Source organism: Pseudarthrobacter sp. R1 (assembly GCF_024494415.1).
Lineage (GTDB): Bacteria > Actinomycetota > Actinomycetes > Actinomycetales > Micrococcaceae > Arthrobacter.
Genome location: NZ_JAMKFI010000001.1, coordinates 289,237 through 308,911 on the forward strand (window position 1 = coordinate 289,237; position 19,675 = coordinate 308,911).

Below are 19,675 nucleotides of genomic sequence, written 5' to 3' on the forward strand. Positions count from 1 at the left end.
ATTACGCACCTTTAGCAGACAATACAGCGGAATCTAGGACAACAAGTTGAGCCGTGTGTGCCAGGGGGAGCGGTTCACCGTCGAGCGTCGGTGTGGCACCGCCAACCTTGGACGGCAGGAGCAGCCATACGGAAGTAGGCAGACCCGCGGCTGCTACGTCGGCGAGTTCGGCAAGCACTTTCATGTGCCCGTACGTTGCTAGGGGGGATGCGTCGACGAGGAGCAAAGGAGAATTTTCAGTGCCGGCACTCCTTGCTTCAGCTGTGATTTCTGCACTAAGCAGGGGGATGGCACGTCGAATAATCTCATTCAGTCCTTGAGCGGGACGTGTGCTTTTATCTGCGGCGTCAGCAAGCACGATGGCATCCCACGAAGGCCGGCCTCCTGCTACGTCTTTGATCAGGGCGATGAGGCGCTCCGTCACATCGAATGTACGCGCATTGAACTGTCGTCCGAGTTCGTCTCGGTAATGATCACAGAGACGGTCCTGCGCCGCGAGCGCCAGGAACGAGTGCTCCTGAAGCGACCGGACCAGCTCATGGGGGAACTGAAGCGAAGACGCCGTCGGACGCGGACGGACGATGGAGCGTGTGAGATTCGTAGATAGCCCGGTGGTTCCTGCGGCTGACTTCTCGGTGCTGAACATGTTTCCATCCGCCAATACCAAGCCAAGCCCGGAGTCACGGACTGCTTGAATAAGCCGGTCACCGGAAGGCAACGCATCGGCATCGGGGAAGCGCGCCTTGACCTGTTCCACAAGGTCCACGCTTGAGATGCCGTAGTTATCGGCAACGGCCCCCACTGTCAGACGGATCCTTGCGGCAGCATCGATGGAAAGGCAGTAGAGCTCCCCTCTTGGCGTGGCACCCGTGCGTTGCGACCACGACGCGGCCAACGTGACAAGGCGGAGGTCCTGGAGTGAGGAGAGGGAAACAGGAAGTGCTTCTCTAAGCTGGCTAACCACCACGGTCGAGGGAATCAGCTGATTCGTGGCCGCTGACTCTCCGATCAGTTGATCGCATGTCTCTCCGAGTATGGGCAGAATGCTGAAGGCGATGGACTTCGTGGCAAGCATTAGCCCATGAGGAATCCCGACGTTGGACCTACGTGATGGGCGCAGTGATTCGACTCGCGGATCTCCGTTGGACAAATCTACGAAATTGAGTGTTGCGGAAATTAGCCCACGGAGATACCGCGCCGTCAACTGGTCGAGTTCCAGCGACAGGACATCTGCGAGTTCGGAGGCGCTGGAGATTCCGCCGAGGGACTCGAGAGCTTCGTACAGCATGAAATTTGTCTTACGAAGAATCCCTTGAGCAGCGTCACTACGAAGTTCCTCACGGAGCGAAGTGAATCGTTGGGACAGCACAGGCTGACTATTCAGCCCGAACTCTGCGAACTGTGCGGACTGCGGCGCAAAGACATCAAATTCTGCACCCCTGCCGTCCAGCCCCAGGATAAGAGCTAGAGCTTGTCGTGATGCTCGGCTCCTTGTCGGTAAGGAATCCACCAGCTTGCGGGCTTGGTCTTCGAGCTCGTCCGATGCGGGGGTTCCTTTGCGAGAAATATTGCCGGGCCCCAGCCGCTGCTTCCATTCCTGGTATCGCTTAACCACCTCATCTCGGGTCGCAAAGTCCGTGCCGAGCCCGTTGCGGAGCGAAAAAAGCTGCTGCGCCAACAGGTCTGCAACTGTAGCGAGTCCGATGGCATGGAGCGCGGACTGAGCTCGTGGAGTCAAACCGGACCGTGACAACGGAGTCGTGTGCGTTGCGCGCTCGGCCTGTGAATCGGCGTCGTCATGCGACGTACCGAGCTCGTCGGTGAAAATTGCGGACCAAGCCACAAGCATTTCGGCGGCGGTACCGTGTCGGTGTGTGGCGTCGCGGGCCAAGGCCATGCGGAAAAACGTCCCCATGGGTCCGGCAATGGACCTGTCGAAGAGGCTCGAGTCCACGTTCGGACCGCCCTGCACTACATCGGGGTCGCTGTCTTGGTCGCCGTAGCTGATGAGTTCACCCGTGGCCATCTGGTACAACGTCACAGCTGCCGCGTAACGGTCGGCAGCCGAATCCCAAGTGGTGCGGGGAGGCGTACCGAGAAAGGGATCAAGGTAAGGCGGGGTGCCGGCACCGGTGACTTGGGCATCGGTTTTGGAAAGAGAGAAGTCAAAGAGGACGAGGCGCTCTTTCTTATCGACTTTCTTTAGGCCGAGGTTAGCAGGCTTGATATCCCGGTGATCGACCCCCGCATCGGCGAGTTCGCGAAGGCCGGCCAAGAGATCGGTTCCCCAGCGCTCGAGCCTATCAATGTTGAGACGCGGCCGTTGCCTGAGCTCATCGGCCAAGGTATTTTCCCCGGCAAAAGCCAGGACAAGGGCGAGGTGGCCATCAATATTGATTGGCGCCTCGCGAAGCAGATGAACAACTCGCTTCGGACGCGCCGCCGTCACCGTCTGAAGAACGTCAGCCTCATCTGCCAGCCTAGCGTTGTGTTCAGGGGTGAGCGCCACCTTCAAAACGCACTGCGCTCCGGTGTCGTCCTTGACGAGTAGTCCCCATGCAGTGGCGCCTTTGCCGAGCCGGCGCTCAAGGGTGAATTCGGATGTCAGACGATCACCCGGCCGCGCGGTGTCGAGCTTGACAATGCCGCCGGGCTCGGTTTCAACAGCAGAACTAAGGTCGGCGTCGTCGAGACGCTTCAGATAGGTGGCAAGATCTGGAATCTTGCCCCTGCGAAGGGCCACGCTTGACTGCGTGGCGTCCATGATCAGCGCGCGCAGTCCCGCTGGGATGCCCTCAAGATCGACTGCTGCATCCAGACTCGCCGACTCCCGCAGACGATCTCTGAGCTCGTTAAAATTGTCCGCAGGCTCTTGGCCGGTAACGATGAAATACGAGACCGCACCCAAGGCGAAGACGTCAAGTGAAAGCTTAGACTCGCCGGGCGTAACAAACCTTCCCTCCGGGGCCACGTAGGCCGTGAGGCCTTCGCTCAGCGAGTCGGAAAGGATGGTACTTCCCGAATTTAACTGGCCGTCTGCTGTAGTGGTCATTCCGGCCATATGCCAATCCGAGACGAGCAGGGCGGGCGTACCGTCGACATCCCTCTGCGACGCGTCAACCAGGATGACGTCTGGTCGCAGCCCTCGGTGCACTACGTTGTGCCGGTGCGCATACCGCAAAGCCTCCGCGAGCGAGCGGACGAGGGATATCCGTTGGCGGAGGGATAGCTCGGAGTGATGCGACGACATCCAAACACGAAGGTCTTGCACGTCAGGGCGAACGTCCATCACCACGCCGGGGCCCAAATGGTCACTTATGACCAGGCTGGACGGTGAGAGGATGTTTTGGTGCCGAAGGTCGCGGGTGAGTCTGAATTCACGACGGACCCGATTGAGGTGACGCTGCATTTCGTCCTGGTTGGACCCCGGCTTGCTCGGGTAGAACCGAATCCTGGCCTCGTGATGCTCATCGAAGCGGTTGACAACGGGCCATTCCTGCCAGTCGCTCCCCTCGGACTGGGCTTGGCCGGTGATCCGCCAGTCACCCACCTCAGGTTTCCGCTGACGAGCGAACCCGATCATCTCGAAGATCTGGTTCAGGACTTCCTTGTCAATAAGGGGGTTCAGCGGACGCTCTAGGTCCGGTTCCTCGAGGAGGCGCTCACTCAGCGGTGGGAGTGCGTCGTTGGGGTTGCTGTCCGTCGACCGCTCCGGTCCGTAGAGGCCCTTCCGCGCGTCCTGGGGAAGTTGGCAGGAAAAGTTGTCTGCGTAGAGAAAGACACATTCTTTGATGAAGGGGGAGCGGAAGAGTTGACCCTCGGCGTCGCGCAGGTTCCGACTGCGGAGCCAATCGTTAATGAGGCCGGAAAGACGTTTGGCCTTACGGTTGGCGAGGAATAGCGGGTTCTCTTGGCTATTGCCGAACCGGCGCCAGGTTCTCTGGTCACCGGTGAGGACGCCCTGGAAATGCTTGAGCTCTACGAGGAAAATGCGGCTCCGGCCAACCACCAGTGCATCCACCTCATGGATGCTGCCGTCCTTGTCCTGAAACTCGAAGTTAGTCCAGACCTCAAACGGCGCCTCGTCGGGGAGCATTTGCCGGAGGAGCTCCAGACCGGCTTGCTCGTGCTTAAATGATGACGGGGAGACCTCGTGCCACCGCGGGCTGTCACTTCTCAATCGTCTCTCCCCTGTGAGAACTTGTACTCTCGTTGCGCTTTTGGGCTTGGAATCAGCAGCATATAGGCGCAGATCCTGAAAAGGACAACAGTATCCGAATTGGCGGGTGACCTATGAGAAACGGTTCAGGTGCTGGCGGAGTGGTGGTGGTTTGTCACCCCGGCACCAGAACGCTGCTAGAGCTTGTCGATCCAGGTGTCTTCATCGCGGTTGTCCCATGCGGAGCCGGTCGCATCTTGAGGACCGTTGGCGCGTTCTTCAATCCGTTTCAGGACGGGGCGAACGTCACGGGCACGAAGTTCCCGAATCGATGCCACAGAACGAATGGTGCAACTCTCGATGAGTCTCTGGCGTTCATCCATCGAATCTATCCCGGCGGCTGCGAAGGCGTTTCGAAGTCGTTGGATCTGGGACTCGGTGATAGGCGGCTCGGATGAAGGAGTCTCCGGCACGGATTCTCCGTCAGGGGTCAGGTCAAACAACTGCTCGCTCATGGTCCATCAATTCTAAAGCGTGCCGGTCCGCGCCAACGCCGACGGGGCAAACCCCGGAGTGGCCTCGGATGAGGTTCGTCGTGGGGCTGGCTTGGCCGTGAGCTTGCCTCGGCCTCAGCGTGCACGGCGGAAAACCTAGGTCGATCCTGTATGCATCCGGCGCCTCGGCGACCCGCCTCTCGCGCAGCAGCCGCAAAACACGCTTCGAGTCCCTTGTCCCCAAGAAGCTCCAGCGAAGAAACAGCAGCTACAGCCCGGCGCACACCCTGCCGGGACGCAACAACAGAAGACGAACCACCCAAGGAGGCACCGCCGTTGGAAGTTCCCAGCAACGACTCGGCCACCCGAACCGCGCACCGCATCATCCGTAGCGTGTCCGCCCTGATCGTGTCCAGCGGGCCCGACACATCCAGCACGCCCAGCAGCCGACCGGTGGCCGGGTCCATGACGGGCGCCGCGGTGCACGCCCAGTCGTGGTGGGTGCGGACCGGGTGCTCGGCGGAGAACAGCTGCACCGCCCCGCCACCCGGGCGAGTACAAGCTCGCGGTGGACAGGTTTTCCCAGGCAATGGCGGCGGCGGAAGCAGCAGCGGGAGTGCCCTGACCAACGTCCCTGACGGGCCTGGCGAAGGAGGACAACGTCGTCGTCGAACCCTATGTCGTGGACGGCGACTACGACATGTGCTAGGTGTATTGACCTGAGAGGTTGGTGACGCGGCTGGCCGGTGGCTGACCTTTGAGTGAGGTGTGGCCTCGATGATGATTGTAGTGATGGAGCCAGTCGGCGAAAGCGGCAACACGCTCGGTCTCTGATCGAGCATGGGACATTGAAGACCTCCTTGTGGTTCGGACTCTAGACAAGCCCCACTCCACTTGGAGGTCTTCTTTTTGTCACCTAACCACGCCGCATGTTCCTAACGTCCGTGGTCAATACAGCTAGGCGGTCAGCTACCACCTGTGCCGTCAGATGGACGGCAAACTGCAGCTGCGGGTCCACATCATAGGTGAGCCAGGTGAGAAGGTTTACGAGATCGATGTCGTCGTGTGATCGGCAATTTCCATACAGCATTCTCCCCTGCAGACAATTGTCGACACTCTCTTGTCTATGGAACACCCCCACGGCGTGGTGAGCACGGATAGCGGCTCGATCAGGCCGCCTCGTCCAGCGGCTCCGTTGAGTCTGAGATGATCTAGGCAGCCGCAGAAGCGGCCCGATCACCATGTAGAAGAGCTGCATCGAGAGACCATTCAAACGTTCGGCGGAAAGCGCAGGACGGCAGGCATCACGGCGCGCCTGAATCAGGGTTTGCAGCACGGCGTGGATAACGGACGACTCCACCTTCAAGGGGACTTGGTGCATCTGCCTTAGCAGATGTCACTAAGTTGGCGTTGGGCGTTTTTGCAACGACCAAGATCGACGGCGCGTTTTGAACCACTTCCCGCACGCCCACCGCCCTTGTAGGCGTCGACGTGGCGCTGCCTCTACAGTGCAGTCGGGAGAGGGCCAGCTCGCACCGCTCGAGAAGCCGCATTGCCGTGGTGATATCCGGAATAAAAGGAAGAGACGGATTGGCGTTCATATTTTTCCCAGCGCGTCGGAATCCAAGGGATCTGGAAGCCGTCATCTGTGCCCACGTGCCCCAGCCTCTACATGGTTTAGGAGATTCGAGATACGTGAGAACAAAGACATAAAGTTAGCCTCATGAGTTCACCGCAGCCTGAGGATGCCCTTGTCGACCTAGCGGATCAAGTACATCTTTTCCGCGAGATTGCAGACGATCGCGTTGAAGGGATGAAAAAGCGCGCAGAACAGCTCAACTCGCGAGCTGCGTTGCTGATCACAGCAGCCGCCCTGACATCAACGTTAGGAGCCTCTGTTCCAGGAAATGCATGGGCGATTCTTGCCATTCTTACTACCCTGGCGGCGGCCGCGGCTGGGGTACTAGCGGTTTTTCCTATGCGGGATAACTACCCTAAATTGGAAGAGCTGCGTGCTCGTTTCCTTGAAACAGGATCTTCTCAGGCGGAATTGGATCATGCTGATGAGCAAGTTATTACATACAATGATCAAGTTCAAAAGCTAAGTTGGCGTGGACGACTGATCCAGATTGGATTTCTGTTGTTGGGAGCTTCGATCCTCTTCCGCAGTCTCCTGGTTCTGGGCGTTTCTATTCGTGTTGGTTAGAGAGAAGCTATGGGCAAGAAGGATGACGAGAAGCGGCCGCCGGAACCTCGGAAGGCCCCGCCGCCGTCGAAGCCAGTTGGCCGACGGGCCGAATTTTCGCAGGAACCACATTCCTCTGGAGTTCTTCGAGGACAGCACCCAGTAACCGGTTCTAGGAAATTGCACGGCAAAGAGCACAACTAGCTCGTTGCCCGGATGGTTCTAGGTACGTTCGGCCTATACGCACATGGGACCGCGAAAGCTTCACGTGCATTTCGAGACTGGTTAACCTAGTCACGAGGCTTAACCGCCCTGGTTGCGACACGGTCACCACCGAGTTCCAGCCGGAACACCCACAGCAGCACGTCCTCGCCCAGCACGTACCAGTCCCGCTCGGGCGCACGGCGGAAGCCGAGCGACTCATACAGCCTGTGGGCGCGCTCCATGAACGTGGCACTGGTGATGCTGATGGCCGAGATACCGGGCAACTGCCGCGCGTGCTCCACAATCTCCTGCACCACTGCGCGGCCCAGGCCGTTGCCCTGGTGCGCTGGGTCCACGACTAACATCCGGAACTCCAGCTCGCCGTCCTGCGCGACCTCACTGTACGGCTGGCCGGCGAACGTTAGCGTCACCGCCGCCACCACCTTCCCGGCAGCCTCCGCCACCCAGACCTGCGAATGCTCGGCCCGGTGCTCTACATCCTCCAGAACACTCATATAAGGGTGGTCAGCAGCGAAGTGCCCGGCCTGGATATAGGCGTCGCGGGTGATGCGCCGGACCTCCCGAAAATCGGCCGGCACGGCCCGGCGGAACACAAGACTCACGAGGAAGCGCCCGAAGCAGCTGCGATCCGCTCCAGGTAGTGGCCCAGCCGTGCCAAATCCGGCTGGGAGGATGGGTCGCCTACTGCGTCAGCTCCGACGGCATTGGCCACCGCCAACGCCTGGGCGTAGTCCAGCCCCTGCCGGAGCGCCAGGACCAGCGCCGCGCAGAATGCATCCCCGGCTCCGACGGTGTTCGCTACCGTCACCGCAACAGACGACGCCTCGGCCGCCTTCCGGCCGTGCTCGAACATCGCCGAACCGTCCCTGCCGTACGTCACCGCCACCAGCTTCGCCTCCGCCAGTGCGGGGATCAGGGCGTACTCGCTCTCGTTGACGATCACCAGGTCGCACCGCTCAAGCAGCTCCCCGGGCAGGTCCATGGCCGGCGCCGCGTTCAGCACAAAGAAGCCCTGCGCCTTCCTCGCGGCCTCCAGCACCACATCCAAGCCAACTTCCAGTTGACACAAGACCGTCTCCTCGGGGCTGAACTCCACTCCGTCGAGCGACAGGTGCGAGTTGGCGCCGGGGCATACGACGATCTGGTTCTCGCCGTCGCGGTCCACCACAATCAGCGCCGTCCCGGTCGGCTCCGGCAGCACAGCAACGTCAGCGGTGTCCACGCCGGCACCAGCCAGCGCCTCCAGCATCCGCCGCCCCTGCGCATCGTTGCCCACGGCGCCGATCATCCGGGCACTGCCGCCCAGCCGCGCTGCTGCGGCGGCCTGGTTGGCGCCCTTGCCGCCGGGCTGCTCGGACAGCGCGGCGCCGCCGATGGTTTCGCCCGCGGTGGGCAGCCGTTCGGCGGTGGCGATCAGGTCCAGGTTGATGCTGCCGACAACAGTGACGGCAGGAAGTCGATTGCTCATGGAAAGTCCTAACGGGGGAGGGGCCGGAAGCGGCCGGATTGAGAAATAGTGTAGACCATAGTTGTACTTGTCTGTCATACATGGTTGTATAACAACTCACATCCCAAGCGCAGGACCCGCCTGCAGAACAAAGGAGTTTGATGTGAACACCCCAACCCCGGCGGCCGCCGCGCCTCCCGCGGAAGCCGCCTCCGCCGTCGCACTTCCCGACGACCAAGCCAAATTCGCCGGCCGCCGCGCCGCCCTGCTGATCTCCACCCTGCTGCTCGGCGTGCTGTCCTTCCAGCTCAACGCCAGCATGGTCACCCCCGCACTGCCGCAGATCGCCGCCGAGTTCCGCCAGGGTGCCGACAGCGCCGCCCCCGTCCAGTCCATGTTCTTCCTGGCCGGCGCCATCGCCGGGCCCGTGATCGGCCGGTGGAGCGACTTCATCGGCCGCCGCGCCGCGCTGCTCCTGGTCCTCGGCATCATGGGCGCCGGCACCCTCCTCTGCATCACCGCCCCCACCCTGCCGCTGCTGGTCACCGGCCGGTTTTTGCAGGGCGTCTCCAGCGCTGTCTTCGCCCTCGCCTACATCGTGCTCAGCGAAAACCTGCACGCCAAGGTCTTCGGCACCTCCGTGGGCATTATCGCCGCCATCAACGGGGGAGTGGGCGGCGTGGACGGCTACGTGGGCGGGCTCATGGCCGAGACCCTCGGCTTCCGGTCCATCTTCGTGGTCGTCCTGGTCCTCACCGCCATCGCCGCCGCCTGCATCATCAAAATCGTCCCGGCCGGACGGCCGCAGGGCGTGCGCGGCGCCATGGACTGGTGGGGCGCCGGCTCCCTGTCGCTGTTCCTGGTGTTCACCACCTACTTCGTCTCCGGCGGGTCTTCTGCAGGTTGGAACGCGCCCTCCACTTTGGCTTTGCTGGCCGGGACCGTCGCGTCCTTCGCCGCCTTCTGGACGATCGAAAAACGCCGCAGCCACCCGCTGATCGCCGTCCACCACCTGCGCTCCCGCCAGGTGTGGCCGGTCATCGCCACCACCGTCCTCACCCTGGCCGGCATCTTCGCCATCATCAACTTCACCGTGGTGCTGCTCAGCCAGGACCCCGACGGCGGCTTCGGGCTCACAGCCTCCATCTCGGCACTGCTGTTCCTCACCCCCGCCGCTTTGATCGGCGTGTTTGCCGCGCCTTTGGCCGGCTGGCTGGCCGACCGCCGCGGCTGGATCAAGACCCTCCGGTTCGGCACGGGGCTCAGCCTGGCCTGCGCCATCGCCGCCGCCACCTTCTCGGACAACCAGGCGGCGGTGCTGATCGCCGTCGCGGCCCTGGGCATCTTCTACAACGGCTTCTTCCTCACCGCCATCAACGGGCTCTCGGTGCTCCTCTCACCCAAGGAAGCCCCGGCCGCGCTGCCCGGCATCAACGGTGCCTCCTTCGGCATCGGGGCGAGCCTCGGCGTCGTCCTCGTGGCGCCGTTCGCAGCCCAGGCCACCGCCGCCGGGTACGCCACCGCCCTCTGGATCTCGGTGGCCATCACGGCCGCCGCGTTCATCGTCAGCCTCTTCGTCGCCGCCCCCAAGGGCGAGACCGTCTAACCCCCTTCACTGTAGGAGAACCACCATGACCACGCCTTCCCCGTTCTACCTGGACTGCGACACCGGCATCGACGACGCCCTCGCCCTGGCCTACCTGCTGGCCTCTCCTTTTGCTGATGTCGTCGGGATCGGGACGGTCAGCGGCAACGTCAGCGCCGCCACCGGCGCCCGCAACACCCTGGACCTGCTGGCGCTTGCCGGCTCCGATGATGTGCCGGTGGCCCTTGGTGCGCACCACCCCCTTGCCGGTTCCTTCGGCGGCGGGGCGCCGTGGGTGCACGGCGAGAACGGGATCGGAGGGGTAACGCTTACGACGGCGGCTGGTTCCGTTGTGTCCGAGAGTGCGGCTGAGATGCTGGTGCGGCTGGCGCGTGCGTACCGCGGTTCTTTGAAGGTGTTGGCGATCGGTCCGCTGACCAACATTGCCGAAGCGCTCAGGCTGGAGCCTTCCCTGCCGTCGCTGGTGGAGTCGGTGACCGTAATGGGCGGGGCGGCTTTGGCTCCGGGGAACATCACCCCCGTGGCGGAGGCCAACATCTTCAACGACCCCGAGGCCGCCGCCCTGGTGCTGGCCGCCGACTGGGACGTGACCCTGGTGCCGCTGGACGTGACTATGAACTCTGTCCTCGAGGAGACGCACCGGCAGCGACTGCTGAAATCTTCCTCGCCGGTGCCGCAGGCGCTGGGGGAGATGCTGGGCTACTACTTCCGGTTCTACGAGGACATATACGGCCGGCCCTGCTCCGCGATGCACGATCCGTTGGCGGCGGCGCTCGCTGTTGGTGCCGTTAAGGCTGCCGTTGCGCCCGTGGTGCGTGCCGCCGTCGACACCTCATCCGGGCCGGGCCGCGGACAGACCATCTGCGATCTCCGCGGGCTGTATGCGGGCTACCCGGAGGTGCAGGGCGCGCGGTGCCGCGTGGTCCTCACGCTCGAGGAGGACTTCGCCCCGCACCTGGTGGAGGCATTGCTTGGCTTCGAGGAGCGTACGACGGCGGCGCTCGCCTCAGCATGGTCTGTCGCCTGACGCCCGCCCGGAGGGGACGCGCCGGCGGTCAGGAAAATTGGCGCACCCGGGTCCAGCCGGGGTCGGAGACGTGGCCGGTGGTTGCACCGGCCGAACGGGCAGCGGTCTCGATGGCTTCGCGTCCGTTCTGGTCATCGGAGTCCGAGTAGTAATGCAGCAGCCGCGCACCGGCTGCTGTCTCGTGGGCTACCAAGATCCCTCGTGTTCCCAGGGCTGCAGTGACGTCATCCTCAATCGCGCGAAGTCTGTCGAGGGCCTCCGGTGTCGGCAGCCCGTCCTCCCGCTGGTCTTCATACGTCAGGCGTACTTGGGTGTGAAGGTCCAGGAGAGGGTAGTCGATCCAGCGCAGCGGGCTGCGGGAATTAACAAGCATTCTTTCACCGGCCGGGGTTGTCCCTTGCAGTAGAACCCATCTATCGGTCTGCGTCTGGGATGCCATGTTGTTGATGGCCTCCCTAAGATCCGAGGCGGTCGCGGTGGCGGCCTCCCCGCTGGGGATCGCATTGATGGTGCCCACCCATCGTTCCACCCCGTCCTCGCCGAGAATCCAATCGAGGACCAGGAAGGACACCTGCAGGGGTTGGTCGTCCAGCATGTCGACAAAGGCTGGATGGAAAACCTTGATGTCCAGGCACTCCCTGTCCGGGTCCGGGGTGAGCTCGAAACGGATTTCTCCGAGGTGGAGCTGACGGCCGTTGAGGTCGAGGACGTTGTCGAGGACACCGGCCTGCGGCTGCCGGGCCGCGGCGTACTCCCAAGTCTCGTCCGAAGTCGGCGCCGCCCGTAGCCACTGTTCCGCGATCCGGCGCAAACGGGCATCGCCTTCGGAGCTGACAACGAGGAGGTGACGGGACACCTGCCCTTGCGCGGTGTCCCAGGCAAGGTCCGGGTGAATGGTTGCGAGCTGCTTGCTCATGGCGTCGGGAAGATTCTCCCACTCCCCGGTTGCCGCAGCAGTACTGAACCTGGTTCTGCCTTCCGCTGCCCACCACTGCCAAAAGCCTGTAATGGGATGCGCGGTGACCGCACTTGCCTTGCGCTTGAAAAATCCCATATTTCCCCCTGCTCGCCGTCGTTGTGCCGCCGAGCATGAATCTACCCCGGAAGCAGATAGATTCTCAGCCTAGACGGAGGATATAGGAAGGTGGGGCCGCGGTCGTCGTTTTGGGAACGACGGCGGCCCTCGCCTGATAGATGTTGCCCGGATGCCGCACAATGCCCTTCACCCGATGGCATTTGGCCGGGAGTCGGCTGGTTCCCCTATCCAGCCGGCGCCAGTTGGAGCAATATGACCTCCATGAAAAAGATCGTTATGGCCGGTTTCGCAGCGGCAATGTTGGCGTTTGGGACAATCAACCCGGCAGTTGTGGGTAATGCGGCGCCGGATCCGTCTCACGTCACAGGGCAAATCATGGTGAAGTTCCGGGACAACCGCGCGGCGGCCGGCGTGCTGCGGCAGCATGGGCTTACGGACGGCCCTGACATCGGGGATACCGGGGCGCACCTCATCAAAGTGCCCGAAGGTAAGGAACTTCGGCTCATCGAGGCGCTGAGCCGGAACCCTGTGGTGGAGCATGCCGAACCGGACAATGTGGTTACTGCTGCTACGGACGATACCTTCTTCGGCAGCCAGTACGCGCTGCAGAATACGGGGCAGGAGTTCTTCAACAATTACGGCACCATCTCCACCGATCCGGTGGACCCGCCGAAAATAACCGTGGCCAAAGGCGCCAGTGATGCCGATGTCGACGCCGTCGAAGCGTGGACCACCACCACCGGCGGCGGCACCAAAGTCGCCGTTCTTCATTCAGGTGTGGATCTTGATCACCCCGATATCAATCCGCAGGTTGTTGCACGTGCCAACTTCACTGCCTCGAAAACCAACGAAGACAAGTACGGCCACGGTACCCATGTGGCCGGCATCGTTGCCGCTAACGCTGATAACGGTATTGGCGTTGCCGGTGTGTGTCCGGGATGCACCATCCTCGCTGGGAAAGTCCTCACTGACACCGGATTGGGATCCACCTCAGCCCTCGCGAACGGGATCAATTGGGCGGTCAATAATGGCGCGAAGGTGATCAACATGAGCCTTGCAGTGCGGGCGTCACGAACTCTCGAAACCGCTGTCAATAACGCGTGGAACAGGGGAGTGGTGCTTGTGGCCGCCGCTGGCAACGGAAACAACCAGACCAAGATCTATCCCGCTGCCTACACCAACGTTATCGCCGTCGGGGCCACCGACAACAACGACGCCAAAGCGTCGTTCTCAACTTACGGCCCCAGCTGGGTGGACATCGCAGCGCCGGGAGTCGCCGTCTTCTCGACCTTCCCGAACCAGGACTTTGCGCTGAGGGAGCCGAACAAGAGGTCCTTGAGCTACGACATCGGAAACGGCACGTCGATGGCGGCACCAATCGTCGCAGCAGTTGCTGCGCTTGCTTGGAGTTCACGTGCCGCGCCTACTGCCGATACAGTCCGTGCGAATGTTTTGTCCTCGGGCGAGAAGAAGACTGAAATGAGTGCCTTCTGGGCCTATGGCCGCGTGAACGCCTGCAAAGCCGTGAGCCCCTCATGCTGACCGGATGTTCCGGGCCGGGCCCGGGTCAGGACTGCAGCGACTGCATCACTGAGAGGTGCCCGGCCCTGGCCGCGATCAGGCACTTGGCCAGGTAGAAGGGCCGGTTGCCGGATCGAACATACCCCGTCAGATCCCGGGGGCGCTCCAAATCCACGAGAGGGCACGGTCCCGGCGGACGTCGTCACCGGATACAGCCAGGAGCCGTTCCGCAATGAGACTGGGCTTCACCAAGCCGTACTTTAGGAGCGCCCCAACGAAGAGATGATCCTTTGCCCTGCCAGCGATGAGCTTGGCGGCACAAAGGTCGTGGGGCTCCAGGCACAGTCCGCTGCGGCCGCTGGTGTTGGCGTTCTTAACGCTGACCAGGCGTTCCGGCCAGCCAGCCGGGAGGACCGCGGTGCCCTGGCCGACCCCCTGCACGTAGAAGCCGTGCGTCTCATTGAAGGGGGACATTTCACCGATCGCAGCGTCCAGCTCCGTGGCGAGGGACTGGGCGTCGTCATCCTTCAAAGGAGCTATATCGACTTCTTCTGAAAGGGTCGCTTCGGTAGGCAGTTCGTCTTCTGTGAAAGACCCGAGGATGGCTTGGCTGCCAATGATGATTACGGCATCCTGCCGGATGACTTCGGTCGCCGCGCGGATGGCGTGCTCAAGTTCGTTACGACGCATGCGCTGCCTTGTGAATTGCGACGAGTCGCTCCTCCTGGGAGAGAACCCCGGCGAACGGTGTCATCTGGCGAAGATCGATACCACGCTCGTCAGCCCGCAGCATGCCCTCCACGATGCGGTTGATGTCCCCGCCATTAACGAGCACGTTCCACTCTGTCACCCAGTCCTGCGCATAGGCATCGCGTACGCGTAAGGACATCCTCTGCAGGTTGGTCCGTGCCTTTCTGAGAACTGGCTGGGGATCCTCGGCGAGCTTTTCGGCCACTGCCCGATGCAGCTCGTAGGACACCCGTTCTTCACGGCGTGACAGACGCGGCCGGCTTTCGCGGGCTTTCTCAAGCAAGCGCTGGCTGACCGATGGACTCACCCCGATGACCTCGGCGATTTTGCGAATGGGCATTCCTTCAGCCCATAGCGAGAAAACGGCTTCGGCCCGCCGGTCCGAGGCGGCGAGCATCTCCAATCGCGACTTCTCGGCTGCCGCTCCAGCCTCTTTTGCCTTGCGGATAAGCTCGTCGGTCATTGACGGGAACATATCTGTATCCTACCCCCGTGCAAGCACTGCCGGGGCCGCAACTCCAGTGAGCGTACGACGGCGGGAATGCAGCAGGTGCGGACAGTCGCTTGAGCCTGCGGGTGGATCAGGACTGCAGCGACTGCATCACCGAAAGGTGCCCCGCACGGGCTGCGATGAGGCACTTGGCCAGGTAGAAGGGTTGGTTGCCGTACCGAACGTACTGGGTGAGGACCAGCACGGGATCGGACGGGCGTAGGTCCAGCAGCTTCGCGCGGCTGGGGCCCACCTGGCTGAGGCTGATCTGGCACTCGCCCGGGCCGGGCAGCCGGCCCAGCTGGTTGTTGAGCGCGGCAAGCAAGGTGGCGCCGCCGTCGTCCTTTATGCTCAGCGGCGCGGCGGCGCTTTTGCCGAGGCTGACGGGCTGGGCCGAGATGTTTTCCTGCAGGTGGGCGACGGCCTCGCCGTCGCGGATCAGGACGGATTCCCAGAGCCAGCAGTCGGTGCCCGGTTCGACGCCGACGCCGGGGGCGGCGAACTCGGACGCGGGCTGGCGCACCACCTGGATGCGCTTGACCTCGAGCTGCTGCCCGGGGCTGCCGAGGACTTCCTCGAAGGGGCGGATGCGTTCGATACCGATGCGGGGGAGTGTGTCCGAGACGAAGCGTCCGACGCCGCGCCTCGCCCTGATGAGGCCGTCCTCCTCAAGCAGCATGAGGGCTTCACGGACCACCGTGCGGCTGACTTTCATGTCGGCGCCGAGTTCGGTTTCGGTGGGGATCATGGAGCCGGGCGTGAGGAGGCCGTTGCGGATGGCCTCGGCGATCCGGGAGTACACCGCGACGCGGAGGGGTGAGCCGGGCTGGGCGGCCACCGGCTGGGACAGGAACCGGGCGGCGTCCTGGTGCACGTTATGCCTCGCTTTGTGGGTCTTGGGAGTTCCAGCCTACCGGTGTGACGGGTTTGTTGGACAAGCCTCCGGTTGCTGACTGTTTGGGCAGGGCCTCCGTACACTGGGGTCCATGGTCTCCCGTATTAGCGAACTGGTCCTCAACTGCGCCGATCCGGAACTCCTGGCGGGGTTCTGGAGCGGGGTCCTCGGATATGTCGAGCTCGACAGGGAGGACGGAGCCATCGAGATCGGCCCGCCGGACGCCGGGTTCGGCGGTCTGCAGCCGACCATCATCCTGAGCCCGAGCAGCAACCCGCGGCCCGGGCGCCTTCCCCTGCACATCGACATCAACCCTGTGGACCGGGACCAGGACGCCGAGCTGGAACGGCTGCTTGGCTTGGGGGCCCGCCCGGCCGACGTCGGGCAGACGGGCGACGAGCAATGGCACGTCCTGGCCGACCCCGAGGGCAACGAGTTCTGCCTCCTGCGCCGGCGGCTTGACCCCTGACCGGCGCCTACAGGATGCACGCCGCCAGGCTACCGGCCAGACTGAAGTCAGGGGGAGCGCGCCGCCGCTGACGGGTGAAGCGGCGGACCGGATCGCGGCGGCGAGCATCCCGGGAGTTCACGACGGCGGCGATGATGACGACGAGTGCTGTGAAAACAGCCGGCAGAGTAGCTGCAGCGACGACGCCATCCACCAGCCCGCGCAGGACTGCTGCCGCAGATGACGGCCGCGCACCGGTGCTCACGTTCGATGTGGGCATGAGCGCGAGGATGGCTGAGGCGAACAGCCACACCACCATGGCGTTCGGAGGGAAGCGCAGGACGGCTGGCATTACCGCCCGACTGAACGAGGGGCTGCAGTACGGGTGTGACACCGGGCATCTGGAACTTCGCGGCGGCCCAGTTCGGCTCGCTACATCCTTGCTTTCTTAGGCCGGACGTATGGGTTGTTCGGCGCGGCGACAGGCGCTGGCTGTTTCCGTGACCGACTGGGGCGGGAATCCTCCTGCGCTCCGACGAGATCCGGCCACCAACGAGGCAGGGAGCAGTCGTGCCAGCGTCGACAGGTTTATTCTTCTTTGCAGACTTTATTTGAACCTAATAAATCTTTCTAAAGCTTGTAAGATGACGTTGTGGATCCCGTGAACAACCCCTACACGCCGAACGCCGGTGCGACTCCAGAGATCGTCATTGGACGAGATGAGTTGCTGGAGGACTTCAGTGTGCTCCTTCGCCGCCTGGACCGTGGACGAACGAATCAATCGATGATCGTTACCGGCCTACGGGGAGTAGGCAAGACGGTGCTGCTGGGAGAGTTCCGACAAATTGCCGAAGAGTTCAAATGGAAGGTCCTCGAACTAGAAGCTAGCAAACACGACGACAGCCACTTCAGGCAGACGGTATATTCGCAGCTTCGCGCCGCTCTCTTTCAGATCTCACCGAAGGCCAAGTGGGGAGAAAAGGCCAAGAAAGCCGCCCAAGTTCTCCAGTCCTTCAGCCTGTCCATTGATCCCGCCTCCGGTGGGCCCACATTATCCCTCGATGTCACGCCGGCAGAGGGCTTTGCAGACCATGGCAACCTCACCCTGGACATGACCGATGTACTAGTCGCCATTGGGGAAGCCGCAAAGGACCATGGGACGGGACTGGTCATGCTGTTCGACGAAGTTCAGTTCCTTAGCCCGTCGCAGCTGGAAGCCGTGATTCAGGCAATCCACAAGTCAGTGCAAAGGAAGCTCCCCGTGACATTTGTCGGCGCCGGGCTCCCTCAGATTGCAGAGCTGGCGGGGGACGCAAAGTCCTATGCTGAACGGCTTTTCAAGTTTCCAGAAATCAGCTCACTGGACAAGGCGGACGCAAGAAAGGCGCTAGCTGAGCCGGCTCATCTTGAGGGCGTAAAGTTCAACGATGATGCGCTGGATCGGGCTTTCGAGCTGACCGAAGGCTACCCATACTTCGTGCAAGAGCTTGGGTACCAGGTGTGGGCAGTCGCTGAGGGCGAGGTCATCACGCTTGAGGACGTAGAGGATGCAAAAGACGCTTACGAGGCGAAGCTCGACTCGTCCTTCTTCCGCGTCCGTTTGGATAGGGCAACACAGTTACAGATCGCGTACATGCGGGCCATGGCACAGCTCGGTGCGGAGTCACAAAAAGCCGCGGATGTGGCCGCTGTCATGGGGCGCGAGTCCACGCAGTTGGCTCCTACCAGGTCCGAGCTCATCAATATGGGGCTGCTTTACACACCCTCCCATGGCTACGCAGGATTCACTGTGCCTCATTTTGACCGCTTCATGCTGCGTGCCGTACCCGAATTAGACGTGCCACCTGTCCAGAAGAGGCGCTCACGGGGTAAGACCTGAAGTAGTGCCGCCATTTCTTAGGTATGAGGCAGCGGGTGGCCGGCAGCCACATAGACCACCGTGCCCTCATCATCCCGCCAGTGCGCTGCACAGCCGACGTCGTCGTCGAACCCTTCTTGCGGACGGCGACGAATGTGACATGTGCCGGGCGGGCAGCTACCACCTGTGCCGGGCGATGGGCTTCATTGGGCTGTCCGGCGGCGAGCGAGGACTGAGCGCGAAGATCGTGGTGGACGCGCGGTGTGTGCACCCCATTGGGGACGAGGCGGCGCCTCCGCCGGGCTGTGAGCTTCTTGAAGTGATGGCAGGTTGCGCGGCAAGAAGGCTAGGGAGACCTCAAGGTTGTCTCAGAATATACAAAAATTCGACTGTGGTTTATGGCCTGTGTTGATCACTTATTACTGTAGGTAGCCGAATTTCCGCGCCGCAGTCCCTGCGATAGAAAATTCTGAGTGCATCTTGAGGCCCCTCGGCGGTAGACTGTGCATCCCTGAGTCGACTATCCGAGGAGATCCGATGATTCCTATCAAGGCAACGATTGATGATCTGGACTCCTTGCTCAAGTTCCTTCGGCCCACCTTCGGATGGGTGGATCTCGCCAAAGTCAAGGCAAACTTGGGTTCAAAGGTCACAGATAACCGCAAGCTGGAGGCTGCCAAGTACCTCGGCTTTGTCGAGCGTGATACTCAAAGTATCCGCATCACGGACCAAGGGCGGGCCTATGCGGGCACCCAGACTGTCGAGGGCGGAGCGCGCATCATGCGCGAGCAGCTGGCAAAGGTGCCGCTGTACCGAGAGACAGTGTCTTGGATGTATCACTCGAATAGGTCTGAACCGACAAAAACCGACGTGGGCGAGCAGTGGCATAAGCACCACACCAACCTGTTGCAAGGTGCTCAGGGAGCAGCATTGACCGACGGCGTCATTTTTTTCATGCGGGTAGCGGAAGCTGCTGGGCTGGGCAAATTCATCACAGCCGGAAAGAACCGTCCGGAGACAAAGTTCCGCGGTGATCGGCCCGCGATAGAGGAATTCGCCGCCAGCTATTTGCTAGCCAACGAAGAATCGCAGCCCGACGACACTCCTTCGGGCAACGAAGCTGCGGGTCCAGCGCTCGACGAGTTCTCTACCCTTAGCTCTCTTTCAGCGGAACCGGACGTGATCGCGGCTCCCGCTGCGGGCCGGATGCAGGTAGGTAGCCCGGTGGTTCATGTTCCTAATAGTCCTAGCGTCAACATCACTCTGGAATTTCATGTAGCGGCGGATACGACCACTGAAACAGTGGCAGAAATATTCAAGAACTTGCGCAAATATGTTCTCGAACCTGACTAGATGATTAAGTCCTATTGGATTTAGTGGTCGTAGGCAATGAGTGAGCGCTTGCGGGGCGCGTTGATGCGCCAGTTGTGCCAGATGCCTGCGGCGAGGGCGAGGAGTCTGGCTGCCACCCGGGCGTAGACGCCAGCCATGGTCCGCCCGCCGTGTTCTTCGAGGCCGAGTTGGCCCTTGAGGG

General features: G+C 62.1%; 16 protein-coding genes and 2 pseudogenes. 7 read left to right on the top strand and 11 right to left on the bottom strand.

Annotated features, from left to right (window positions below; genetic code table 11):
- Window position 1: 1 nt before the first annotated feature.
- The 3 genes and pseudogenes from pglW to M8J71_RS01215 form a co-directional block, all read right to left on the bottom strand.
- A complete protein-coding gene (pglW, locus tag M8J71_RS01200; protein WP_256246193.1) occupies window positions 2-4,180 on the bottom strand; it encodes a BREX system serine/threonine kinase PglW in 4,179 nt (1,392 codons plus the stop codon).
- A 176-nt stretch (window positions 4,181-4,356) separates the two neighbouring features.
- On the bottom strand, window positions 4,357-4,674 hold the full coding sequence (locus M8J71_RS01205) for a hypothetical protein (protein ID WP_256246194.1): 318 nt from the start codon (window positions 4,672-4,674) through the stop codon (window positions 4,357-4,359).
- Window positions 4,675-5,358: 684 nt separating this feature from the next.
- Window positions 5,359-5,490, bottom strand: a pseudogene (locus M8J71_RS01215) (IS481 family transposase); the annotation flags it as partial.
- Between the two features lie 886 nt (window positions 5,491-6,376).
- Here M8J71_RS01215 and M8J71_RS01220 point away from each other — a divergent pair.
- A complete protein-coding gene (locus M8J71_RS01220; protein WP_256246195.1) occupies window positions 6,377-6,859 on the top strand; it encodes a hypothetical protein in 483 nt (160 codons plus the stop codon).
- Window positions 6,860-7,128: 269 nt separating this feature from the next.
- Here M8J71_RS01220 and M8J71_RS01225 read toward each other — a convergent pair whose 3' ends face one another.
- Window positions 7,129-7,665 carry a GNAT family N-acetyltransferase gene (locus tag M8J71_RS01225; protein WP_256246196.1) on the bottom strand — a complete coding sequence of 179 codons (537 nt, stop codon included), beginning with the start codon at window positions 7,663-7,665 and terminating at the stop codon, window positions 7,129-7,131.
- On the bottom strand, window positions 7,662-8,531 hold the full coding sequence (locus M8J71_RS01230) for a ribokinase (protein WP_256246197.1): 870 nt from the start codon (window positions 8,529-8,531) through the stop codon (window positions 7,662-7,664). Before M8J71_RS01230 ends, M8J71_RS01225 begins: the two co-directional genes overlap by 4 nt.
- 142 nt (window positions 8,532-8,673) lie before the next feature.
- Here M8J71_RS01230 and M8J71_RS01235 point away from each other — a divergent pair, with 142 nt between their 5' ends.
- Window positions 8,674-10,116, top strand: coding sequence for an MFS transporter (locus tag M8J71_RS01235; protein WP_256246198.1), 1,443 nt, complete (start codon window positions 8,674-8,676; stop codon window positions 10,114-10,116).
- A 25-nt stretch (window positions 10,117-10,141) separates the two neighbouring features.
- Window positions 10,142-11,143: a nucleoside hydrolase gene (locus tag M8J71_RS01240; RefSeq protein ID WP_256246199.1), complete on the top strand. Its 1,002-nt coding sequence runs from the start codon at window positions 10,142-10,144 to the stop codon at window positions 11,141-11,143.
- Window positions 11,144-11,171: 28 nt separating this feature from the next.
- Here M8J71_RS01240 and M8J71_RS01245 read toward each other — a convergent pair whose 3' ends face one another.
- Window positions 11,172-12,197 (bottom strand): DUF695 domain-containing protein, encoded by a 1,026-nt coding sequence (locus M8J71_RS01245; RefSeq protein ID WP_256246200.1) that lies wholly within the window; start codon window positions 12,195-12,197, stop codon window positions 11,172-11,174.
- Window positions 12,198-12,431: 234 nt separating this feature from the next.
- Between M8J71_RS01245 and M8J71_RS01250 the strand changes: the two genes are divergently transcribed.
- On the top strand, window positions 12,432-13,721 hold the full coding sequence (locus tag M8J71_RS01250; protein WP_441338909.1) for a S8 family serine peptidase: 1,290 nt from the start codon (window positions 12,432-12,434) through the stop codon (window positions 13,719-13,721).
- Window positions 13,722-13,847: 126 nt separating this feature from the next.
- On the opposite strand, the gene M8J71_RS01255 is transcribed toward M8J71_RS01250, so the two are convergent.
- The 3 genes from M8J71_RS01255 to M8J71_RS01265 all read right to left on the bottom strand — a co-directional run bounded on the left by M8J71_RS01255 (window position 13,848) and on the right by M8J71_RS01265 (window position 15,814).
- Window positions 13,848-14,390 carry a DUF6036 family nucleotidyltransferase gene (locus tag M8J71_RS01255; RefSeq protein ID WP_256246201.1) on the bottom strand — a complete coding sequence of 181 codons (543 nt, stop codon included), beginning with the start codon at window positions 14,388-14,390 and terminating at the stop codon, window positions 13,848-13,850.
- Window positions 14,380-14,913 (bottom strand): hypothetical protein, encoded by a 534-nt coding sequence (locus tag M8J71_RS01260; RefSeq protein ID WP_256246202.1) that lies wholly within the window; start codon window positions 14,911-14,913, stop codon window positions 14,380-14,382. Before M8J71_RS01260 ends, M8J71_RS01255 begins: the two co-directional genes overlap by 11 nt.
- Window positions 14,914-15,031: 118 nt before the next feature.
- Window positions 15,032-15,814 carry a GntR family transcriptional regulator gene (locus M8J71_RS01265; RefSeq protein ID WP_256246203.1) on the bottom strand — a complete coding sequence of 261 codons (783 nt, stop codon included), beginning with the start codon at window positions 15,812-15,814 and terminating at the stop codon, window positions 15,032-15,034.
- Window positions 15,815-15,926: 112 nt separating this feature from the next.
- On the opposite strand from M8J71_RS01265, the gene M8J71_RS01270 reads away from it, so the two are divergent.
- Window positions 15,927-16,304 (top strand): VOC family protein, encoded by a 378-nt coding sequence (locus tag M8J71_RS01270; RefSeq protein ID WP_256246204.1) that lies wholly within the window; start codon window positions 15,927-15,929, stop codon window positions 16,302-16,304.
- 7 nt (window positions 16,305-16,311) lie between these two features.
- On the opposite strand, the gene M8J71_RS01275 is transcribed toward M8J71_RS01270, so the two are convergent.
- On the bottom strand, window positions 16,312-16,635 hold the full coding sequence (locus tag M8J71_RS01275; RefSeq protein ID WP_256246205.1) for a hypothetical protein: 324 nt from the start codon (window positions 16,633-16,635) through the stop codon (window positions 16,312-16,314).
- Between the two features lie 300 nt (window positions 16,636-16,935).
- On the opposite strand from M8J71_RS01275, the gene M8J71_RS01280 reads away from it, so the two are divergent.
- Both M8J71_RS01280 and M8J71_RS01285 read left to right on the top strand, forming a co-directional pair.
- Window positions 16,936-18,162, top strand: a complete 1,227-nt coding sequence (locus M8J71_RS01280) for an ATP-binding protein (RefSeq protein WP_256246206.1) — start codon at window positions 16,936-16,938, stop codon at window positions 18,160-18,162.
- Between the two features lie 516 nt (window positions 18,163-18,678).
- Window positions 18,679-19,494, top strand: coding sequence for an AAA-associated domain-containing protein (locus M8J71_RS01285; protein ID WP_256246207.1), 816 nt, complete (start codon window positions 18,679-18,681; stop codon window positions 19,492-19,494).
- 20 nt (window positions 19,495-19,514) lie between these two features.
- Here M8J71_RS01285 and M8J71_RS01290 read toward each other — a convergent pair.
- Window positions 19,515-19,675, bottom strand: a pseudogene (locus tag M8J71_RS01290) (IS982 family transposase); the annotation flags it as partial.